This window comes from Streptomyces sp. NBC_01296 (genome assembly GCF_035984415.1).
Classification (GTDB): Bacteria; Actinomycetota; Actinomycetes; order Streptomycetales; family Streptomycetaceae; genus Streptomyces.
In genome coordinates this window covers 301,845-317,720 of the sequence record NZ_CP130720.1, presented here as the reverse complement: position 1 = coordinate 317,720, position 15,876 = coordinate 301,845, and the positions used below count along the sequence as shown (strand labels likewise).

The 15,876-nt window shown below is 68.4% G+C and carries 15 protein-coding genes and 2 pseudogenes; 9 read left to right on the top strand and 8 right to left on the bottom strand.

Annotated elements, in window-relative coordinates; translation table 11 throughout:
* Positions 1 to 482 precede the first annotated feature (482 nt).
* Positions 483 to 671, top strand: a complete 189-nt coding sequence (locus OG299_RS01530) for a transposase (protein WP_327360129.1) — start codon at positions 483 to 485, stop codon at positions 669 to 671.
* A gap of 311 nt (positions 672 to 982) precedes the next feature.
* Positions 983 to 1,219, top strand: a complete 237-nt coding sequence (locus tag OG299_RS01525; protein WP_327360128.1) for an integrase core domain-containing protein — start codon at positions 983 to 985, stop codon at positions 1,217 to 1,219.
* 107 nt (positions 1,220 to 1,326) lie between these two features.
* Here OG299_RS01525 and tnpA read toward each other — a convergent pair whose 3' ends face one another.
* Positions 1,327 to 1,755: an IS200/IS605 family transposase gene (tnpA, locus tag OG299_RS01520; protein ID WP_327360127.1), complete on the bottom strand. Its 429-nt coding sequence runs from the start codon at positions 1,753 to 1,755 to the stop codon at positions 1,327 to 1,329.
* A 34-nt stretch (positions 1,756 to 1,789) separates the two neighbouring features.
* Here tnpA and OG299_RS01515 point away from each other — a divergent pair, with 34 nt between their 5' ends.
* A complete protein-coding gene (locus tag OG299_RS01515; protein WP_327360126.1) occupies positions 1,790 to 2,950 on the top strand; it encodes an RNA-guided endonuclease InsQ/TnpB family protein in 1,161 nt (386 codons plus the stop codon).
* A 578-nt stretch (positions 2,951 to 3,528) separates the two neighbouring features.
* Here OG299_RS01515 and OG299_RS01510 read toward each other — a convergent pair.
* Positions 3,529 to 4,428, bottom strand: coding sequence for a phenylalanine 4-monooxygenase (locus tag OG299_RS01510; RefSeq protein WP_327360125.1), 900 nt, complete (start codon positions 4,426 to 4,428; stop codon positions 3,529 to 3,531).
* Between the two features lie 909 nt (positions 4,429 to 5,337).
* On the opposite strand from OG299_RS01510, the gene OG299_RS01505 reads away from it, so the two are divergent.
* Entirely contained in the window at positions 5,338 to 5,856 is a 519-nt protein-coding gene (locus OG299_RS01505; RefSeq protein WP_327360124.1) for a DUF2625 family protein, read from the top strand.
* Between the two features lie 170 nt (positions 5,857 to 6,026).
* Here OG299_RS01505 and OG299_RS01500 read toward each other — a convergent pair whose 3' ends face one another.
* The gene (locus OG299_RS01500; RefSeq protein WP_327364431.1) at positions 6,027 to 7,280 is read right to left on the bottom strand and encodes a protein-glutamine gamma-glutamyltransferase; all 1,254 of its coding nucleotides are present in this window, start codon (positions 7,278 to 7,280) and stop codon (positions 6,027 to 6,029) included.
* Between the two features lie 1,339 nt (positions 7,281 to 8,619).
* Here OG299_RS01500 and OG299_RS01495 point away from each other — a divergent pair.
* From OG299_RS01495 to OG299_RS01485, 3 genes and pseudogenes are all read left to right on the top strand, one after another.
* Positions 8,620 to 8,976: pseudogene (locus OG299_RS01495) on the top strand (hypothetical protein); the annotation flags it as partial.
* A 331-nt stretch (positions 8,977 to 9,307) separates the two neighbouring features.
* A pseudogene (locus tag OG299_RS01490) lies at positions 9,308 to 9,665 on the top strand (BlaI/MecI/CopY family transcriptional regulator).
* 49 nt (positions 9,666 to 9,714) lie between these two features.
* On the top strand, positions 9,715 to 10,596 hold the full coding sequence (locus OG299_RS01485) for a M56 family metallopeptidase (protein ID WP_327360123.1): 882 nt from the start codon (positions 9,715 to 9,717) through the stop codon (positions 10,594 to 10,596).
* A 195-nt stretch (positions 10,597 to 10,791) separates the two neighbouring features.
* On the opposite strand, the gene OG299_RS01480 is transcribed toward OG299_RS01485, so the two are convergent.
* Positions 10,792 to 11,304, bottom strand: coding sequence for an SRPBCC family protein (locus OG299_RS01480; protein WP_327360122.1), 513 nt, complete (start codon positions 11,302 to 11,304; stop codon positions 10,792 to 10,794).
* 64 nt (positions 11,305 to 11,368) lie between these two features.
* Between OG299_RS01480 and OG299_RS01475 the strand changes: the two genes are divergently transcribed.
* A complete protein-coding gene (locus OG299_RS01475) occupies positions 11,369 to 11,959 on the top strand; it encodes a TetR/AcrR family transcriptional regulator (RefSeq protein ID WP_327360121.1) in 591 nt (196 codons plus the stop codon).
* Between the two features lie 31 nt (positions 11,960 to 11,990).
* On the opposite strand, the gene OG299_RS01470 is transcribed toward OG299_RS01475, so the two are convergent.
* The 3 genes from OG299_RS01470 to OG299_RS01460 all read right to left on the bottom strand — a co-directional run bounded on the left by OG299_RS01470 (position 11,991) and on the right by OG299_RS01460 (position 14,106).
* Positions 11,991 to 12,857, bottom strand: coding sequence for an SDR family oxidoreductase (locus OG299_RS01470; RefSeq protein WP_442817470.1), 867 nt, complete (start codon positions 12,855 to 12,857; stop codon positions 11,991 to 11,993).
* 106 nt (positions 12,858 to 12,963) lie between these two features.
* Positions 12,964 to 13,437 carry a hypothetical protein gene (locus tag OG299_RS01465; protein ID WP_327360119.1) on the bottom strand — a complete coding sequence of 158 codons (474 nt, stop codon included), beginning with the start codon at positions 13,435 to 13,437 and terminating at the stop codon, positions 12,964 to 12,966.
* Positions 13,438 to 13,587: 150 nt separating this feature from the next.
* Positions 13,588 to 14,106, bottom strand: a complete 519-nt coding sequence (locus OG299_RS01460) for a MarR family winged helix-turn-helix transcriptional regulator (protein ID WP_327360118.1) — start codon at positions 14,104 to 14,106, stop codon at positions 13,588 to 13,590.
* Between the two features lie 394 nt (positions 14,107 to 14,500).
* Here OG299_RS01460 and OG299_RS01455 point away from each other — a divergent pair, with 394 nt between their 5' ends.
* On the top strand, positions 14,501 to 15,268 hold the full coding sequence (locus tag OG299_RS01455; protein WP_327360117.1) for a transposase domain-containing protein: 768 nt from the start codon (positions 14,501 to 14,503) through the stop codon (positions 15,266 to 15,268).
* Here OG299_RS01455 and OG299_RS01450 read toward each other — a convergent pair.
* The gene (locus OG299_RS01450) at positions 15,246 to 15,872 is read right to left on the bottom strand and encodes a hypothetical protein (RefSeq protein WP_327360116.1); all 627 of its coding nucleotides are present in this window, start codon (positions 15,870 to 15,872) and stop codon (positions 15,246 to 15,248) included. The genes OG299_RS01455 and OG299_RS01450 overlap by 23 nt on opposite strands.
* Positions 15,873 to 15,876: the final 4 nt, after the last annotated feature.

Below are 15,876 nucleotides of genomic sequence, written 5' to 3'. Positions count from 1 at the left end.
ACCCATTCGTGCCCCTGAGGTCGTATAAGCGGGCCGAGGAAGGAGGCCCGGCCGAATCCCCAGCCTATGCCGTGCGGACGCGGTGGCGGCTGGGCGGCCCGGTCCGGCCGCGGGCAACGGCCACTGAGCGCCGAGGTGTGATGACGGACCGTAGCAGGAGGGGCCGCCCGGTGAAGGCGCGTGCTGCGGGTCGCCGGGTCACTCCTCGGGGAACATGCTGAAGGTCACGGTGCATGGAGGCGACATGCGTGAACCCGAGCATCGTGGCCCGAGGCCGGCCTCGGTGCCCGTCAGTGAAACGGCAGCGGTCGTACTGGCCGACGCAGGCGTGGGTCGTCGCCTGTTCGCAGCGGGCTGTGACGTTGCTGGAATGCTCGCCGGGTCGGACCTGTGCGGGGGTCACGGCCCGTTCTGAGGTTCCCCCTGCTGCGTGGACAGCCTGATACTGGGACGGACAGTCCCGGAGGAAGCAGTCCCAGGTAGTGAGCAAGAAGAGCAATACGAGCAAGCGGTACACGGCCGAGTTCAAGCGCGATGCGGTGGCCCTGGTGCACTCGTCGGGCAAGACGGTCACCGAGGTCGCCCGGGAGATCGGTGTCAGCGCCGAGGGACTGAGGAACTGGGTCAACCAGGACAAGACCGACCGTGGCCAGGGGCCGGCGGGAGGCTGACCACGGCCGAGCGCGAGGAACTGGTGCGACTACGCCGCAAGGTCCGCGAGATGGAGCAGACGATCGAGGTACTGGGAAAAGCGACCGCCTTCTTCGCGAACCACAAGACGAAGTAGACGCAGCCACGCGCTACGCGTTCGTCGACGCGGAGAAGGCCGGCCCCGGCCGCCCGGACGGCTGCAGCGTCTCGCTGCTGTGCCGGGCCCTGAAGATCTCCCGCTCCGGCTACTACGCCTACCTCGCGGCCCGTCCGGACGCCGCTGCCGCAGCACGCCCGCACGCTGATAAGGGAGTTGACACTGAGGCAGAGTATGGGCAGAACGGGCTCGTGTTACGATAACGCCGCGGCTGAAAGCTTTTTCGGGTTGCTGAAAGCGGAGATCGGGACCACCGTCTGGGCGTCCCACGAAACCGCCCGTGCTGACGTCTTCCAGTTCATTGAGGTCGAATACAACCGCACCCGCCTGCGCAAGCACCCGGTGTACGGCTACGTCACCCCGCTCGAAACCCGGGCTCTGACAACCCGCGACCTCACCCCTGCAGCGTAACCATCCGCTGTCCAGGTTCAGGGGGGAACTTCAGCGGGATCTAACGAGGAACCCCGGGCCTTCAGGCCCGGGAGGAATCGCTTCTCTGGATTGCTCTGACGTGCAGGTTACATCGGACGTTTCTGCTGCTCGATGTACTCCTTGATGACGGACAGGGGCGCTCCGCCGCAGGAAGCTGCGAAGTATGAGGGTGACCAGAAGTGTGCTCCCCACAGGTACTTGCGGATGTGTTCGGGGTGCTCCTGGCGGAGCCTGCGGGCGGAGACGCCCTTGAGGGAGCCGACCAGTTTGGAGATGGAGACTTTCGGCGGGTAGTGCACCAGCAGGTGCACGTGGTCGCGTTCGCCGTTGAACTCGACCAGCTCGGTTTCGAAGTCGGCGCAGACGGACCGCATGACTTCTTCACAGCGTCGAAGGATCTCGTCGGTGAAGGGTCCACGCCGGTATTTGGGTGTGAAGACCAAGTGGGCGTGGAGGGTGTAGGTGACCGTACGGCCCCTGCAAATATTGGGATTTGGCTCCCAGCGTGGGGACATAGATCAATGGTAGTAGGATGTCCGCGATGTCCGCATGAAGATCGTCGTGCAGGTGAAGCTGATGCCGGATGCCTTACAGGCAACGGCCATCGGTGCGACCCTGCGCGTGGTCAACGAACGGGCCAACTGGGTGTCCGCCGTGGCGTTCGAGCACGGCGTGCCGCGTGAGTACGAACTGCGGAAGCACACCTACGCGGAGCTGAAAGCTTCCGGTCTTGGGGCGCAGGCTGCCCAGCACGTGATCAAGAAGACCCGCGACGCTTACACCACGTTGAAGGCGAACATCCGGGCGGGGAATCTCGGCAGGCCCGGATCGAAGCGCAGGGTCAAAGCGGAGTCGAAGCCGGTCACGTTCCGTCCGGATTCGGCTCAGCCGTATGACGACCGGTGTCTGTCGTGGCAGTACGACGCGCGGACCGTCAGTATCTGGACCGCAGCGGGACGGCTCAAAAGCGTCCGCTTTACCTGCTCCGCAGGCGCACTCAAGACGCTTCGCGAGTACCGCAATGGCGAGTCGGACCTGATCGAACGCGACGGCGCGTTCTACCTGATCGCCGTGTGCGAGGTCCCCGAGGCCCAGGTCAACGAGAATCCGTCCGGGTTTATCGGTGTGGACCTCGGCATCGTCAACATCGCCACCACATCCACCGGCTACCGGGCCGCCGGGCGCGGCCTGAACCGGCACCGCAACCGGCAGCTCGAACTACGCCGCAAGCTCCAGGCCAAAGGCACCAAGTCTGCCAAACGCCGGCTCAAGCACCGCAGCCGCAAAGAGGCCCGGCACGCGGCGAACATCAATCACGTCATCTCGAAGAAGATCGTCTCCGCCGCTGAACGCACCGGCCGCGGTATTGCCCTGGAAGACCTCACGGGCATCCGCGACCGGGTACGGCTCCGCAAGGACCAGCGGGCACCACTGCACTCGTGGAGCTTCCACCAGCTCGGCCGGTTCATCGCCTACAAGGCGCTGCGGGCCGGGGTGCCGCTGGTGTACGTCGACCCGGCGTACACCAGCCAGCAGTGCTCCGAGTGCGGCCACATCGACCGGAAAAACCGAGTCGACCAGGCAACGTTCGCCTGCCGGTCCTGCGGGATCGTGCTGAACGCGGACGACAACGCGTCCCACAACATCGACCGCAAAGGCGAAGCTGCGTGGACCGCGGGGCGTGAGTCACGCGTCCCGGCCACCTCATAGGTGGTCTGGACGGAGGAGACAACCCGGCAGCCAGTCGGCCTCTACCTCCAAGCCCGGTCGTTTACGGCCGGGTCAAGTTGACAGGTAGGGTCCCCCTTCGCCCTGGTCAAGGGCCGAGACGGCGCCCACGTCTGGACCTGCACGGTGGACAGCGCCACCGAGGTGCGCTGCGCGGCCACGGGCAACGGATCGGTGGGCACCGGGGACGACCTGCGCCCCGCGCGGGAACTCGTTTTGAGGGCTGCGTCTTCGTCTTGTACGGCGACGGCTGAGTGTTCTGGTTCGAGGTGGGCGGGACTGTCGATGCCGGCCCGGACGACGACGTGATGACCCCCACCACCGGCGGGCGCTGCGAGCAGACGTAAGGGCGTACCCCGGCAAGGCGATGTGGTGTTGGGGACGGTGCGCGGGGCCGGGAGGGCTATCTGCCGGTCGGGTGGGCGGACGTGCCCGGGCGCCAGGCGCTCCTCGGCTTTGCGGAGGACTGCCCGGTGACCTCCACCCGGCCCGCGTCTGCGGGGAGGGCGGCGATACCCGCTCTGCGGGGGTGGGTGGGGCGGTGCTGCGGCCGCTCGCTTTCACCGGGTGGGCGGACGGGCCATGAAGCCGCGCTCGGACAGGACGGGCAGGCGGTAGCGATCGCGGGTGGACTCGTCGAAGTCGTCGAGGAACCCGTGGAGCAGGTCGGCGAGGTGGGCCAGGGATTGGACGGCGAAGAGGACGGGCTGGTAGCCGGCGACCTGGTACGGCATCCGGACCAGCTCGGCGAGGTCGAACCGCCGCAGGTCGGCCTGGGCGAAGCGGCCGAGCTCGCCGTAGGACGACAGCAGGGCCGCCCCGTACGCTCTGGGCCGCCGCTGCTCGAGGACGGTGCCGTATTCGAGGGTGAACCAGTACACGCGGCTGATCAGATCCAGCGCGTCGGCCGTATCCACCCGGGCCGCGGCCCGGCCCACCGTGCGGTACAGGTCGGCGAAGAACGGATCGGCGAGATGGATACCGTGCCCGAACACATCGTGCAGGACGTCCGGCTCCGGCGTGTACAGGGGCATCGCTGGATGCCGTACGTACTGCACGGCATGGAAATACCCCTTGGCCATCGCGCCCAGGAAACGCTTGTTTGCAACGATCCCGCCCGCCAGGGTGAAGCGGAAACCTGTCAGGGCCTGCAGCCGGTTGGAGACCTCCTCGTGCTGCGGGACTCCGCCGGCCGGAATCGGCGCGACGCCCCGGGCCCCCAGAACTTCCCGGCAGGCCCAGAGATCCTGCGCGCGCAGCAGCGCACCGTGCACGGCGCGCCAGGTGGCATGCTCGGCGTCGGTGTAGCGCACCTCGGGTGAGGGGGCGCCCAGCGGGTGGCCCTCCGCCCGTTCGGCGATCAGGTTCCTGCGGCGCACGTAGGCCGGGTCCGCGAAGCCGGGATGTTCCCCGGCGCAGCCCACCGTGGTGCCGCCCGCGTCCAGCGGGGTCAGACTCATCCAATCGATCATGAACTGCATCGTGGACCGCCACGCGCTTCACCGCGCTGGCCGCGCCGTGCACCTCACCCACACCAGCGACCCGGCACCCGGCTGCGAGCACTCACCGATTCGGTTCTCCTCAATGTTCTGGTCCAGGTGCGCGGCGCCCGGCCGGTGGTGCTGGCCGGGAGCTGCCGGGTCGCCGGCCTGACCGGTGCGGTGGGCCTGTCCGGGGGCTGTGACAACACTGGGTGAAGGACACAGCGACCGGGGCTGCGGCGGTGCTTTCACGCCGGTGGTGGAGGTAGTACGAGGATGTGGTCGTTGAGGGTTTCGGTGGAGCGCTCTGGCGGCAGAAGCACCGGCCCGCCCAACCACCCAACGGAGCGAGGTCCGGCGTACGGGCACGCGGCTCCTCTGGTGCGGGGCACCCCGCTCTGCCGAACCTGGGAGCGGGCCCGCATGCATACAGCGCCCGGACAGGCGCTCAGTGCCCCCGTACTGGCAGGCCTGCGCTCCTGCACTTACCGCGCCGGCCCGCCGCGCGCGGTATGGGGGTTTGTGCGGGTGGTTCCGGGACGTGTGGGGCGGGTCGTGGGTGTGCATCGCGGGCGGATTAGGTGGGATGGGGCAAATGCAGTCTTTGCGGCACCTGTTCAACCGGATGCTCGGCCAGCTTCACCACTGCCTCCTGGCGCGCATTCCGTTCGATGAATCGATCGCCTTCCCCACAGAGCCGCTACCAACAGGAACAGCCGCTACATGAACGGAACCGGACGGCTTGTCCAGGGGCGACAGGAGTGACGATCATTCGGCCATCAGACCCGAAGTGCAGACGATCGCTGCCCGATCCATCGCCCCAGCCTCCGAGAGAGCGCGGTCCAGCCCACTCGATGAGGCGATACCGGAAGGTGCGACCATCGTCGGATGCGAGGGATCGATGAGCTGGTCAATGTGGACGATCCGGCGTGGCCGGAGCTTGAGGGGATTCTCAAGGCGAGCTCCGTGCCGGTTCAAGTGCTGCCCGGAGACATCAACGAGGGCCGCCGATGCCTTCTGCAGATGCAGGTCATCGGGCGATCGGTGCTGGGTGCGCTGGCGTTGCACACCGGCGGATTCCTCGTGGACAACGGGTGGCTGCGAGTGTTCGGCGCTCCCCAGCGTTTCGCCCATGCACAGACTGCGCCGATGCATGCACATCCTGTGCAGCCCTTCGGCCGGACACTTCGGCTATATCGCCAACCGCCGTATGGCCGTCTCCCTCTGGTTTCCGGCGGGGGAGACGGCCATACGGCGGGGCAGGCCGGTGTGCGCCCGGGCCGTGGTAGCCGCCGGGCTTCCGGCCCGCGATGCGACCGTCATCCCCACGAAGGTACCGGCCGCCTCCCCTGTCGTGAGTGGCAAAAGGGGAGGCGGGATACGCCCGGTCCGGTTCAGTGCTCATAGCGGAGCCCTGGGGGTGATGGGCAGCACCCGGTCGGGGCGGGTGGTCATCGGGCCGCGAACTGGGGGGTGTGGGTGATCGAAGGGTTGCCCCGCTCCGCATGTGGCACGTGGTGGGGCTGGGCAGTTGCGCGGAGGGCGCGGAGGGCCTGTTCGTGGTGAGGGGCGGGGTGTTACGGCCAGCCCTGCTTCACCTTGGCGGGGGCGGTGTTCCAGTTCTTGGGTATGAAGGTGATGATGTAGGTTCCGCGGTCGAAGTCCGTGTAGCCGCTGGACCAGCTGCGGAACTTGCTCTCGTATACCTGCATGGGCCCCATGGCGCCGCCGGGCGAGTGGTAGTGGTTGGCGTGGGTCCATATGGTGTTGCCGGGGTTTGCTTCTTTTTGGTCCCCGAACCAGCCGTAGTCGAAGTTGACGTAGCTCTCGTCGGGCTTGGCGGGGCTACGCGAGGTGTTCCTGTCCTTCGACATGTCGACCAGGCCTGTGTTCTGGTTCGGGCGGAAGGCGTCCGGGTCGCCGTACTTCCTCTTGTCGGAGGGGCTCCTGGGGTCCTGTCCGCTCCAGAAGTGCTTCGAGTAGATGACCGCCTTCATCTTGGACGGGTCGTAGTTGCCCCCGTTCCTGTCCTTGAAGGCCGGTGTGTTCCTCAGGGCTGAGTAAAAGTTCGAACGGATGTCTTCTTTGGACAGAGCGTCGTTGCTTTTCGTGAGCTCTGCCTTCAGGTAGGTGAGATAGGCCCCCTCGTCGTGGGCGTTCTCCAGGGCCTTGTTCGTGACGGATGCCACATCACGAGCCCGGTTGAACCCCTTTGTCTCGTCGAAGCTCTGCTTGGCGATGCGCCCCTCGAACTCGGCCCGCGTCTCGCCCGGCCGTGGGCCGGTGGTCTCCAGAGCGTTCTTGTACTTGTCCTCGTCAAAGGACGCGAAGGCCAGCTTGTTCGTCGGGTAGGGGCCTGAATTGACCCAGGTGACGCCGACGCACCCGTAGGACAGCTGCTCTCGCTGCTCTTCGGTCATCTGCTGAGGTTTGCCGTCGCGGTGACTGTAGGCCTGCTGCCACTTGCGTATGTAGTTGCTGATGCCGGTAGTGGCCCTGTCTCCGTGGGCCCGGTACGCGTCAGGCATGCTGTCGAGCGGCTCGGCGGGAGGGGTCACCCTGTCGCCAGCCGATGCGGAGGCCCTGAGGGACTCGGTGGCACTCGGCAGTAACCCTCCCGATGGCTTGCCGGGCTGACCCAGATTCAGAGCCTTCTCGTTCAGTGCGTTGATGTGCCCGATGTCATCCACTGTCAGGCCGTGCTTTTCGGCGTAGGACCCCTTCTCGCCGTCGGCGCTGCCGGCTGCCTGGCTGACCGATGGCGTGAGACCAGCGGTGCACAGCACTACGCCGACCGTGGTGAGGGCGAGAAACCCCGAGCGTTTGTACATGAAGATCAAGAACTCCTTTGATGGTGGAATGCAGGGCATGCGAGAGAGCGGCACGGTGGAGGAGAACGCGGCGAGCTGCTGATCAGGTCATGGCCGTGCGCCGTCGGCAGTTGACGGGCGGATGGCCATGTCTTGCTCGGCCGACCGGGGATTGTCGTGGTCAGAGCCGGCTGCTCTGCCCACCCCCGTTCGGGCCGGGTCGGCTGCATCAGGTGATGACGACGCGTGTCGGACCGCGTGCTCTGCGTCGGCGCAGTAGCGGAGTCCGGCATACGGGGCTGCATACATGAAGCCGTGCTGCCAGGCGGACCCACTCGGCGTGAACGGCCGTGCCTGCGCGGATGTTGTAGTGCGGGAGAAGCTGAGAACCGCCTGTGCGGGGGCCGAGACGAAAAGCCCCGGAGTTCCTCTGAGTGGCTTTGCAGGTGAGTTTCAGAAACGTCCCTTGTTCAGGAACCAGAACCCTGCACGGTGGCCCCCGGGTTGCAGGTACCGGAAGGCGGCCCGCAGGCCGTCCAGCCCCATCCCGTGGAAGGGGGTTTGCTATCACATCTCGGCTCCCGGGTGGGTGGTCGGGTTGTACGAGGAGTGATCATGGCCCGGTGCCAACTCCCCGACAACACCGCGGCTTCAAAATCGGCCACGCTGTCTAATAGGGCGGTATTCGGTCATCAAGGCGGGCGAGTCCGGCATGGGGACACGTAGCGGCAGCGTTCTCCTGCCCGTGGCGTACGACCCGCGGCGAGACCGGTAATAATGACCTCGGGAGTCCTGAGGAGTGGTGCACGACGGCGCTGTCGGCCGGGCCGAAGCGTTTCGTGCAGCGGCGGCGGCGAACCGCATGCGGAGGCTCCGGTCCACACCCTCCGGGTCTCAACCGGATGAACGCCCGCCGGAAGGACCGCAAGCTCTTCGCCACTTTCCGCTGCTGCCCGACCCAGGGCTGTCATTCGCCCTCGCCTTCTGTGCAACGACTGGTTGCGATCTCTTGGTTTTGGGGTGATGGGGTGAGAGCCAGTGGGCTTTGGGAGGTTATTGCTGGTAGCAGGCTGTTTTCAGCGGGTGGGGTCACTGACTTGGGGGGAGAGATTTGCATGGGATCGCTGTTCCCGGGCTTTATCGCACGTGGAATGACGCTGTCTCAGTTGCGTGTCTGATCACGGGCCAGCGGGGGTTGGTGTGATCGGCAGGCAGCGACTCATGGGACCGGGCGGCGACTGGTTCGCAGCCAGGACGGAGCCGCGGGAGAGGGGCCGTACAAGCGGGCGAGCCGAAGTCAGTCCGTACGGGATCCGGGGCAGGCTGTGCGCCGACCCCGGCTCCCGCCAGCGGCCGGGAGCTGTCCGCGAAGCGCTCGGCGCCGGGTCCCCGGCGCAGGGCTGCAGTGGCGTTTCGCCAGCGCACCAGCTTCAAGCACTGGAACGCAGGCGACATCCGCGCGGACGGCTGCAACACGAGGGCCGAGGTATTGCTGTCCGAGGCGGTGGAGTACCCGGCGATCGGGCCGGACTGCACGCTCACCGGGGGCGTGTGGTGGTCCTACTGCGACGACACCACCGTCACGGACGCCTCCAAGCTGGACATCGACCAAATGGTGCCGCTTGCCGAGGCCTGGGGCGGCGGTGCGAGTTGGTGGACCGCGGCGCGGCGGGAGGCGTACGCGAACGATCTCGGCCAGCTGTCCTCGCTGGTTGCGGGCTGCGAGCATCCCGTCCCGGCCGGACGGGTGAGTGCGGCGAAGTGATCCAGAAGCCGGCCCCAGCCGCACCTCCTTCGGAGCCACGGCGACCGTGTTGGGCAGACTTCACCGAAGCGGCTGTTCGGCGGCCTGGTCCAACAGCGTTCGCGTTCCTCATCATGTGATGGTCATTTCGACTTGCCGTACGTTGCGAGCCCCGGGTAGGCCCAGACTCGGAACTCCAGATGGCGGCGGCCTTTGAGTTCACAGGCTGGCCGCTGTGAACTCAAGGCGCGGGGGAACGCCGTGGAGCGCAGCTTCCGGTGTGTGGGTGCGAGCCTGAGGCGCACTGCCCAGCACCGGCGCCGGCCGCGGTGAGGCCGGCCTCGCCGCGCTGTGGGCCGCGGACGGCCCCCGGACCGCCGGACAGGTGCAGCGCAGCCGGCCGGTGGAGCTGGTCCGCACGACGGTGACGACGATCCTGTCCCGCCTCTTCGAGAAGGGGACCGTCGGCCGGGAACGCTCCGGGTCGCGGATTCGCCTACTTCCCCGTCCAGGATGCCCACGGCCTGACTGCCCGGCGGATGCACCACGAGCTCGACAAGGACACCGACCGCCAGACCGTGCTGGCACGGTTCGTCTCCGACCTGGGTCCCGAGGACGAGCGCCTACTGCGCGACCTCTTGGAGGGCGGTGGCGGACGGTGATTGCTGCGCTGCTGATGCCGCTGCTGATGCCGTTCGCGCGCCGACGCTCGTGCGGTGGGCCGCTCCCCGCCTGCGGCCTGCGGCCGCGATGTGGGCGCTGACCGCGACAGCGTGTGTACTGGCAGGCTGCTGGCTGGCGGCACTCGGCGGCCTCATCCTCGCCGGCGCGCTCACCGTGTCCGCTGTGGCCCGCCTCGGCCACCTGATCCGCCCTTTGAACGTCGCGCCTGCCGTGGTCGCCTATCCGGCGACCGCACTCGCCGTCGGTGCGCTGTCCGTCTGCGCCTGCGCCGTGACCCGATCGGCGCTGCGTCAACTCCGTCAATACCGCACCGCGCACGCGCAACTGCGCGGTGCGCCCTCAGCGGGAGACCTCAGCGTCCTGGACCGCCCCGAAGATGACGCCTACGCCCTCCCCGGGAACCCGGGGCGCATCGTGGTGACTTCCGGCATGCTGCGCACCCTGGACGGACCCGAGCGAGAGGCCCTCCTCGCCCACGAACGGGCCCGCTTGGCCGGCCGCCGCCACTACTACTTCCTCGCCGCCGCCGACCTCGCCAGCCGCTGCCATCCCGCCCTGAGCGGACTGCGCGGCGCCATCGGGCCGGCCGTCGAACGCGTCGCCGACGAAGCCGCCGCGACCGCGGTCGGCGACCGCAATCTGACAGCACGCGCCATCGGACGCGCAGCCCTCGCCGGGAACGCCGGCAGAGCCGCCCGCCCCTCGTTCGCCGCGGGAGCCGCGGGTGGCCTCGTACCGCAGCAGGTCAAAGCCTTGCTCCAGCCAACGCCCGCCCCTCACCGGCCGGCGATCGCGGCGGCCGGCCTGCTGCTCGCCTGCTCGGCTGTGACCGGCGCGGGAGCCGCCGCCGGGCTCGTGAGCCTGCATCACAACGTGGAAATCGCCCAGGGCGAAGTGCGGGACGACTGACCGTCGGCCGCCCCTGAGTGAGCGAGGTTTGCTCGCTCTGGAACAGGGCGTGCAGGCAGCGATGGACAGGGTGACGCCCCCGAGGCGGGCGGGATCGGCCTCTTCGCAGCTCGGTTCCACACTCGGCCTGGACTTTTACTGGCCCGCCGCGGGCGGGCGTGTCCGGTGTCCGTCACGGCTCAGGGGGCAGGTACGTCAGGTAGTGGACGGCTCCACGGGCCCGCGGGTCCGGCGGGCGAATACGAGGCGCAGTAGGCGGACCCAGGTCGACCAGCGGGCCGGGTGGGGCAAGTGGTTCGTGGCCGCCCGCTGGATGTTGTCGAAGGCGTCCTGGAGCAGGGCTTCGTGCAGCCAGCGGATCACCAGGGGCCACATCAGGAGCATCTTGCCCTCCAGGCTTCCCGCGGCGGTGTGGGAGATCCGGCAGCGGGCCGGCCCCTCGGGGGTGATCAGGAATTCGTGGTACCCGGTCATGCCGAGCCCGGGAGCGAAGGTGAACCGGAGCCTTCTGCCCGGTTCGTGAGCGACGACCGAGTAGCGGATCCTGCCGTGCCCGCCGCTCGAGCCGACGGCCAGGCCTGCGTCGAGGTGCAGCGGGGACCAGGCGGGGGTGGGCCAGATCAGGTCCTGCGGGGAGCCCAACCGGTCCATGAGGGCGCCGACCTCGGCGGCGGGCGCGTCGATGGTTCGCTGCTGGAAGTTCTGCACGTCGTCTCCTTGCCCGAGCCTCCATACGGAGGCGTATGGAATGCCCGTACGGTAGCGTATGGACGTGAATCAACGGCGACAACGACTGGCGGCGGACGACTGGGCGGCGGCAGCGCTCGATGCGATCGGCGAGCGCGGGCTCGGCGCGGTGGCCGTAGAGCCGCTCGCCGCGCGGCTGGGCACCACCAAGGGCAGCTTCTACTGGCACTTCACCAACCGCGACGCCCTCATCGAGGCGGCCCTCGCGCTGTGGGAGCGCCGGTTCACCGAGGCCACCATCACGATGCTGGCCGCCGAGCCCGACCCGAGGGCCCGGCTGCGGACGCTGCTCACGCGGGTGACCGGGGGCGCCGGACGGGGCGCCGCGGCGGCGAACCTGCTCGCGTCGGCCGACCACGAGCTGGTGGCGCCAGTGGTGCGACGGGTGGTGCAGCGCCGGCTCGACTACACGATCGAGCTCTTCCAGGAGATCGGCTTCCCGTCGGCCGTCGCGGTCCAGCGCGCGATGCTCGGCTACGCCGCGTACGTCGGCCACGACGAGATGGCGACGAGGCTGCCCGGCGTACTCCCTCTCAGCAGCGACAGCCAACTGGCCGGCTACATCGACTCCGTGCTCGATCTGCTCCTGCACGGCGCCCCCACCCGCCGCCCCTAGCGCTGCGACCGCGCACCTTTGCCGGCTTGCCTTACCGGCGGAAGTGGGCGTGGTGTTCGTGCAGGAAGGCGTCGAGGGTGCGGGGCGGGCGGCCGAGGATGTCGTTGACGGTGGTGGTGGGGGTTTCGGGTCGGGCAATGGCGAGTTGTTGGATCTCCGTCACGTGGTCGGCGAGCCAGGTGGGCATGTGGGCGTTGTGGACGAGGTCGTCGCGCAGTTCGTCCGGGGTGAGGTTGATGTAGTCGACCTGATTGCCGGTCAGGGTGGTCAGTCGTGAGGCCAGTCCGGGGTAGGAGACGGCTTCGGGTCCGGTCAGGGTGTAGGTGCCGCGGGCGATGTCGGGCCTGGTGAGGGCGGCGGCAGCGACGTCGCCGATGTCGCGGGCGTCGATGTAGTTGCAGGGCGCGTCGCCCGTCGTGCCGAGGATGACGCCCTGGGCGACGGTGGGGGCCAGGCGCAGGAGGTTCTGCATGAAGGCGTAGGGGCGCAGGATGGTGTGGGCGAGGCCGCTGGCGCGCAGGTGTTCCTCGACGGCGTGGTGTCCGCGGGAGATGGCGACGGGGGAGTCGGGTTCGGCGGCGGGTGCGGAGATCTTGACGATGTGTCCGATGCCGGTGTGGGCGGCGATGTCGATGACGCGGGTTTCGAGTTCGACCTGTGCGGGGCTGTTTGCCATGGCGAGGAAGAGCCGGTCGGCGCCCTTGAAGGCGGTGCGCAGGGAGTGGGGGTCGGTGGCGTCGGCGTAGTGAACCTCGACGGGCGGTTGGTGTGCGCCGGTCATGCCGGGGAGCGGCCTGTGCGGGGTACGGGTCAGTGCGCGGACGGGTGCGCCGAGTGCGCGGAGGCTGTGGAGCAGGGCGTTCCCGGTCGCTCCGGTCGCTCCCATGACAACGATCATCGTGTGCTCATTCCTTTTCCTTGGTGACTTCAGGCGGCGGGTGCTGCCGGCGTGGCTCGGTCGGGCTTGGGCTCGTGGGGGCGGGTGGGCCCGGTGCCGGGGTGGGCTACGCCGGGGATGCTGTGGTGGTGCTGCGCCAGCGCAGGGTGACGATGGTGGTGGCGAGGGCTGCGGAGACGGGCAGGTCGATGCGCAGGCGCTCCAGCCACGGGGTGGCGGGTATCGGGGTGTGGGCGGGCAGCCATTGGGCGGTGAACCATCCCAGCAGGACCGCAGCGCCGGCGGCGGTGATGACGAGCGCGGCGGTCAGTGCGACGCGCGGGGCGGTGGTGGTCCACCGTCGGGGCTGCCCGCCGTGCCGTAGCCAGGTGCCGACGAGGAAGGCCACCACGGCGGATGTGCCGGCGATGGAGGTGCAGGCGGCCACGGCCAAGTCCTGCTGCCCGGTGACGACTCCGGCGGTACCGGCCATCAGCGCGGGGGCGGCGTAGGCGGTCAGTACCTCGCGCCACAGGGTGAACGGTCGGGATGGCCGGGAGGCTGTCTGGTTTCGGCTGGTTCTGTCCTTCGTTGCAGGCATGCTGGCCTCTTTCTCGTTCGTGTGAGGGAAGCGAAGGTGCGCGGAGGGGCGGCAGGCCTGCACCGCCCCCAATATAATTAGGTGGCTAACTATTGCCTCGAAAAAAGGGGCCCTACCCGGGGGGCGGGGCCAAATCGGTAGAGAGTCGGGTCAGTCGGCGGCCAGAGCCGCACTGCCCCGCACGACGCGGGCGAGCAGATCCAGGAACACCGCACGCTCCTCGACGGAAAGCCCGCCCACCATCGCCTCGAGCCGCCCGAAATGCTCGGAGGCCATGTCGCGCAAACGCCGCGCCCCGCGTGCGGTCAGGATGGCCACCGTGCCCCGACCGTCCTCCGTGGACGGGCGGCGGGCGATCAGGCCCTCGCGCTCAAGGCCGTCCAGTAGGCCGGTGACCGTGGCCCTGGAGACATTGAGGTCGGCTGCAAGGTGCGAGGGGGATTTCTCCCCGCCGTGATCTTCGAGGTCGGCGAGCAGGCGGTAGCGACCCGTCGACAGGCCGAACCTGGCAAAGTGCGCCTCGGCCGCCCGGCCGACCCTCGCGCCCGCCGAGATCAGCCGCACCGCGACCAGCACCGCCTGCGGATCGACCTCCAGGCCGTAGTGCTCGACCTGCCGCCGGGCCTGGTCCAGCGTGGGCGCCTCGCCGTCGATGCCGTCCCTCGTCATGCGAGTAATATGGCGGCTAATCACTTGGGCTGTCAAGGCACCCCCCGTCTTCGGGCGGGGCAGGGCGAGCTGGGTTGGACCTGGAGGCGTTCGCGGAGGTCGATCTCGTCGGAGGTGAACGGGTCCCCGGGCCGGCAGATGTGGACGGGCTTGGGCCGGAGCACCAGGCCGGCGTCTGCCGCGGCACCTTCGCTCTCGGCGAGCGCCTGGTGGAGCGAGGCGACCGAGGGGTCTTGCCCCAAGGCCGGGTAGTTAGTGCTTTCGCAGGTCACGCAAGCCCGTTGAAGGATTCCTGACCTGGAGCAACGGAGCTCGTTGGTACAGGCAGTCGTCCAAGACAGCTTGTATCCGAGGAGCTCCGTTGCCGTCTCATCATGTCCCGCCGGCCCCTGCGATGGCCATCACCCGTACGGTCACCGTGGCGGCAGGCCGGTTCGCGCCCGGGCAGGCGGAGACGCGGTCAGTGCAGCGACGGCTGCGTGATCTCCCTTCACGGGTCGGGCTCTATTTCCTGCTTGCGATGCGTCTCTTCCCCGAGGTCGGCTACCGGCTGGTGTGGGACAAGCTGACGGCGGGGCTGTTCGGGCTGCCGGTGGCCTGTCCGACGCCGAAGGCCCTGCGTGACCTGCGTCGTCGGCTGGGCTGTGCGCCGGTGCGGGCGTTGTCCGACGTGCTCGCCGGACCGCTGGCCCGGCCGACCACCCCAGGGGTGCGGTTCGGCCCGTACCGGACGGGTTCGTTCGACGGCTGCAGTTCCCAGAAGACTGCCGACTCCATGCGCAACCGGTCCCGGCTGGGGCGGACTTCCCATCACGGCTATCCGACGCCGGAGTTGATGACGCTGGTCGAGACCGGGACCAGGGCTCTTGTCGGTGCGGTGTTCGGGCCCACCGCCGGGGGCGAGACGAGCTATGCCTCCCGGCTGCTACATCTGCTGCGGCCGGACATGCCGGTCTTGTGGGACAAGGGCTTCGAAGGCAACGACCTCCTCGCCGCCGTGAGTGCGACCGGCGCCCAGATCCTGGGCCGGCTCCGCAGCAACCGACGACCCCGGGGGAGGTGGGGTGAGGGCTTCTGTGTTCTCCCGTGCTGCGCAATGCCTCGGCGCAGAGGAGCTCCCCGCAGCGTGGAGTGGCGGATCAGTCTTCGAAGTAGTTGGTGAGGACGCAGCCCTTCACGAGTGCGGGGTCCTTGCGGTAGCCACTGGGCGGGTTGAAGTCCGGGTGGCAGTTGAGGATCAGGAGGCCTCCGGGCTTGATCGCGTTGCGGATGACGGGCTTCTGGTCGGGCAGGACGGCGAAGTCCTGGCCGAGGAGGAATTTGCCGCGGTGCCCCTTGTTCGGGCTTTCCTTCCGGTCTTCGTCGAGTTCAGCCTTGTACCTGGCCTGGAAGGTCTTCAGGTCTTTGAACATGAAGATGCGGGTGCCCCTGCCGCATGCGCCGCGCTCGGTAACGCCCCACTTCTGGTTGTAGGTTTCGTCGCCGGGGAAGAAGTCGTCATCGTGCGGGTCGGTGGAGAGGTCATTGCAGTCGGCGTAGGTGTTGACGATCTGGGCGGCGTTTGCCATCGAGCCCGCCTTGGGCAGCCCGGCCTTGCCGTTCTGGTCGGGGGCGCGCAGTCCGTCGGTGCCGCCGTTCTTCGCGGGTGCCGGGTTGCCCAGAGAGCCATCGATAGAACTGGCTCCGCTTCCGCTCCCGCACGCGGTCAGAGTCGCGAGGGAGAGCAGGGCCGCGGTCGCGACGGAGACGAGTCGTTGGATGCGCATGGTG

Coding starts and splice junctions, on each gene's coding strand:
- OG299_RS01455 (WP_327360117.1), top strand. CDS start 14,501: ATGGCCATCACCCGTACGGTCACCGTGGCGGCAGGCCGGTTCGCGCCC.
- OG299_RS01510 (WP_327360125.1), bottom strand. CDS start 4,428: ATGAGTCTGACCCCGCTGGACGCGGGCGGCACCACGGTGGGCTGCGCC.
- OG299_RS01525 (WP_327360128.1), top strand. CDS start 983: ATGGGCAGAACGGGCTCGTGTTACGATAACGCCGCGGCTGAAAGCTTT.
- OG299_RS01515 (WP_327360126.1), top strand. CDS start 1,790: ATGAAGATCGTCGTGCAGGTGAAGCTGATGCCGGATGCCTTACAGGCA.
- OG299_RS01505 (WP_327360124.1), top strand. CDS start 5,338: ATGCGAGGGATCGATGAGCTGGTCAATGTGGACGATCCGGCGTGGCCG.
- OG299_RS01465 (WP_327360119.1), bottom strand. CDS start 13,437: ATGCCTGCAACGAAGGACAGAACCAGCCGAAACCAGACAGCCTCCCGG.
- OG299_RS01450 (WP_327360116.1), bottom strand. CDS start 15,872: ATGCGCATCCAACGACTCGTCTCCGTCGCGACCGCGGCCCTGCTCTCC.
- OG299_RS01460 (WP_327360118.1), bottom strand. CDS start 14,106: ATGACGAGGGACGGCATCGACGGCGAGGCGCCCACGCTGGACCAGGCC.
- OG299_RS01500 (WP_327364431.1), bottom strand. CDS start 7,280: ATGTACAAACGCTCGGGGTTTCTCGCCCTCACCACGGTCGGCGTAGTG.
- tnpA (WP_327360127.1), bottom strand. CDS start 1,755: ATGTCCCCACGCTGGGAGCCAAATCCCAATATTTGCAGGGGCCGTACG.
- OG299_RS01470 (WP_442817470.1), bottom strand. CDS start 12,857: ATGATCGTTGTCATGGGAGCGACCGGAGCGACCGGGAACGCCCTGCTC.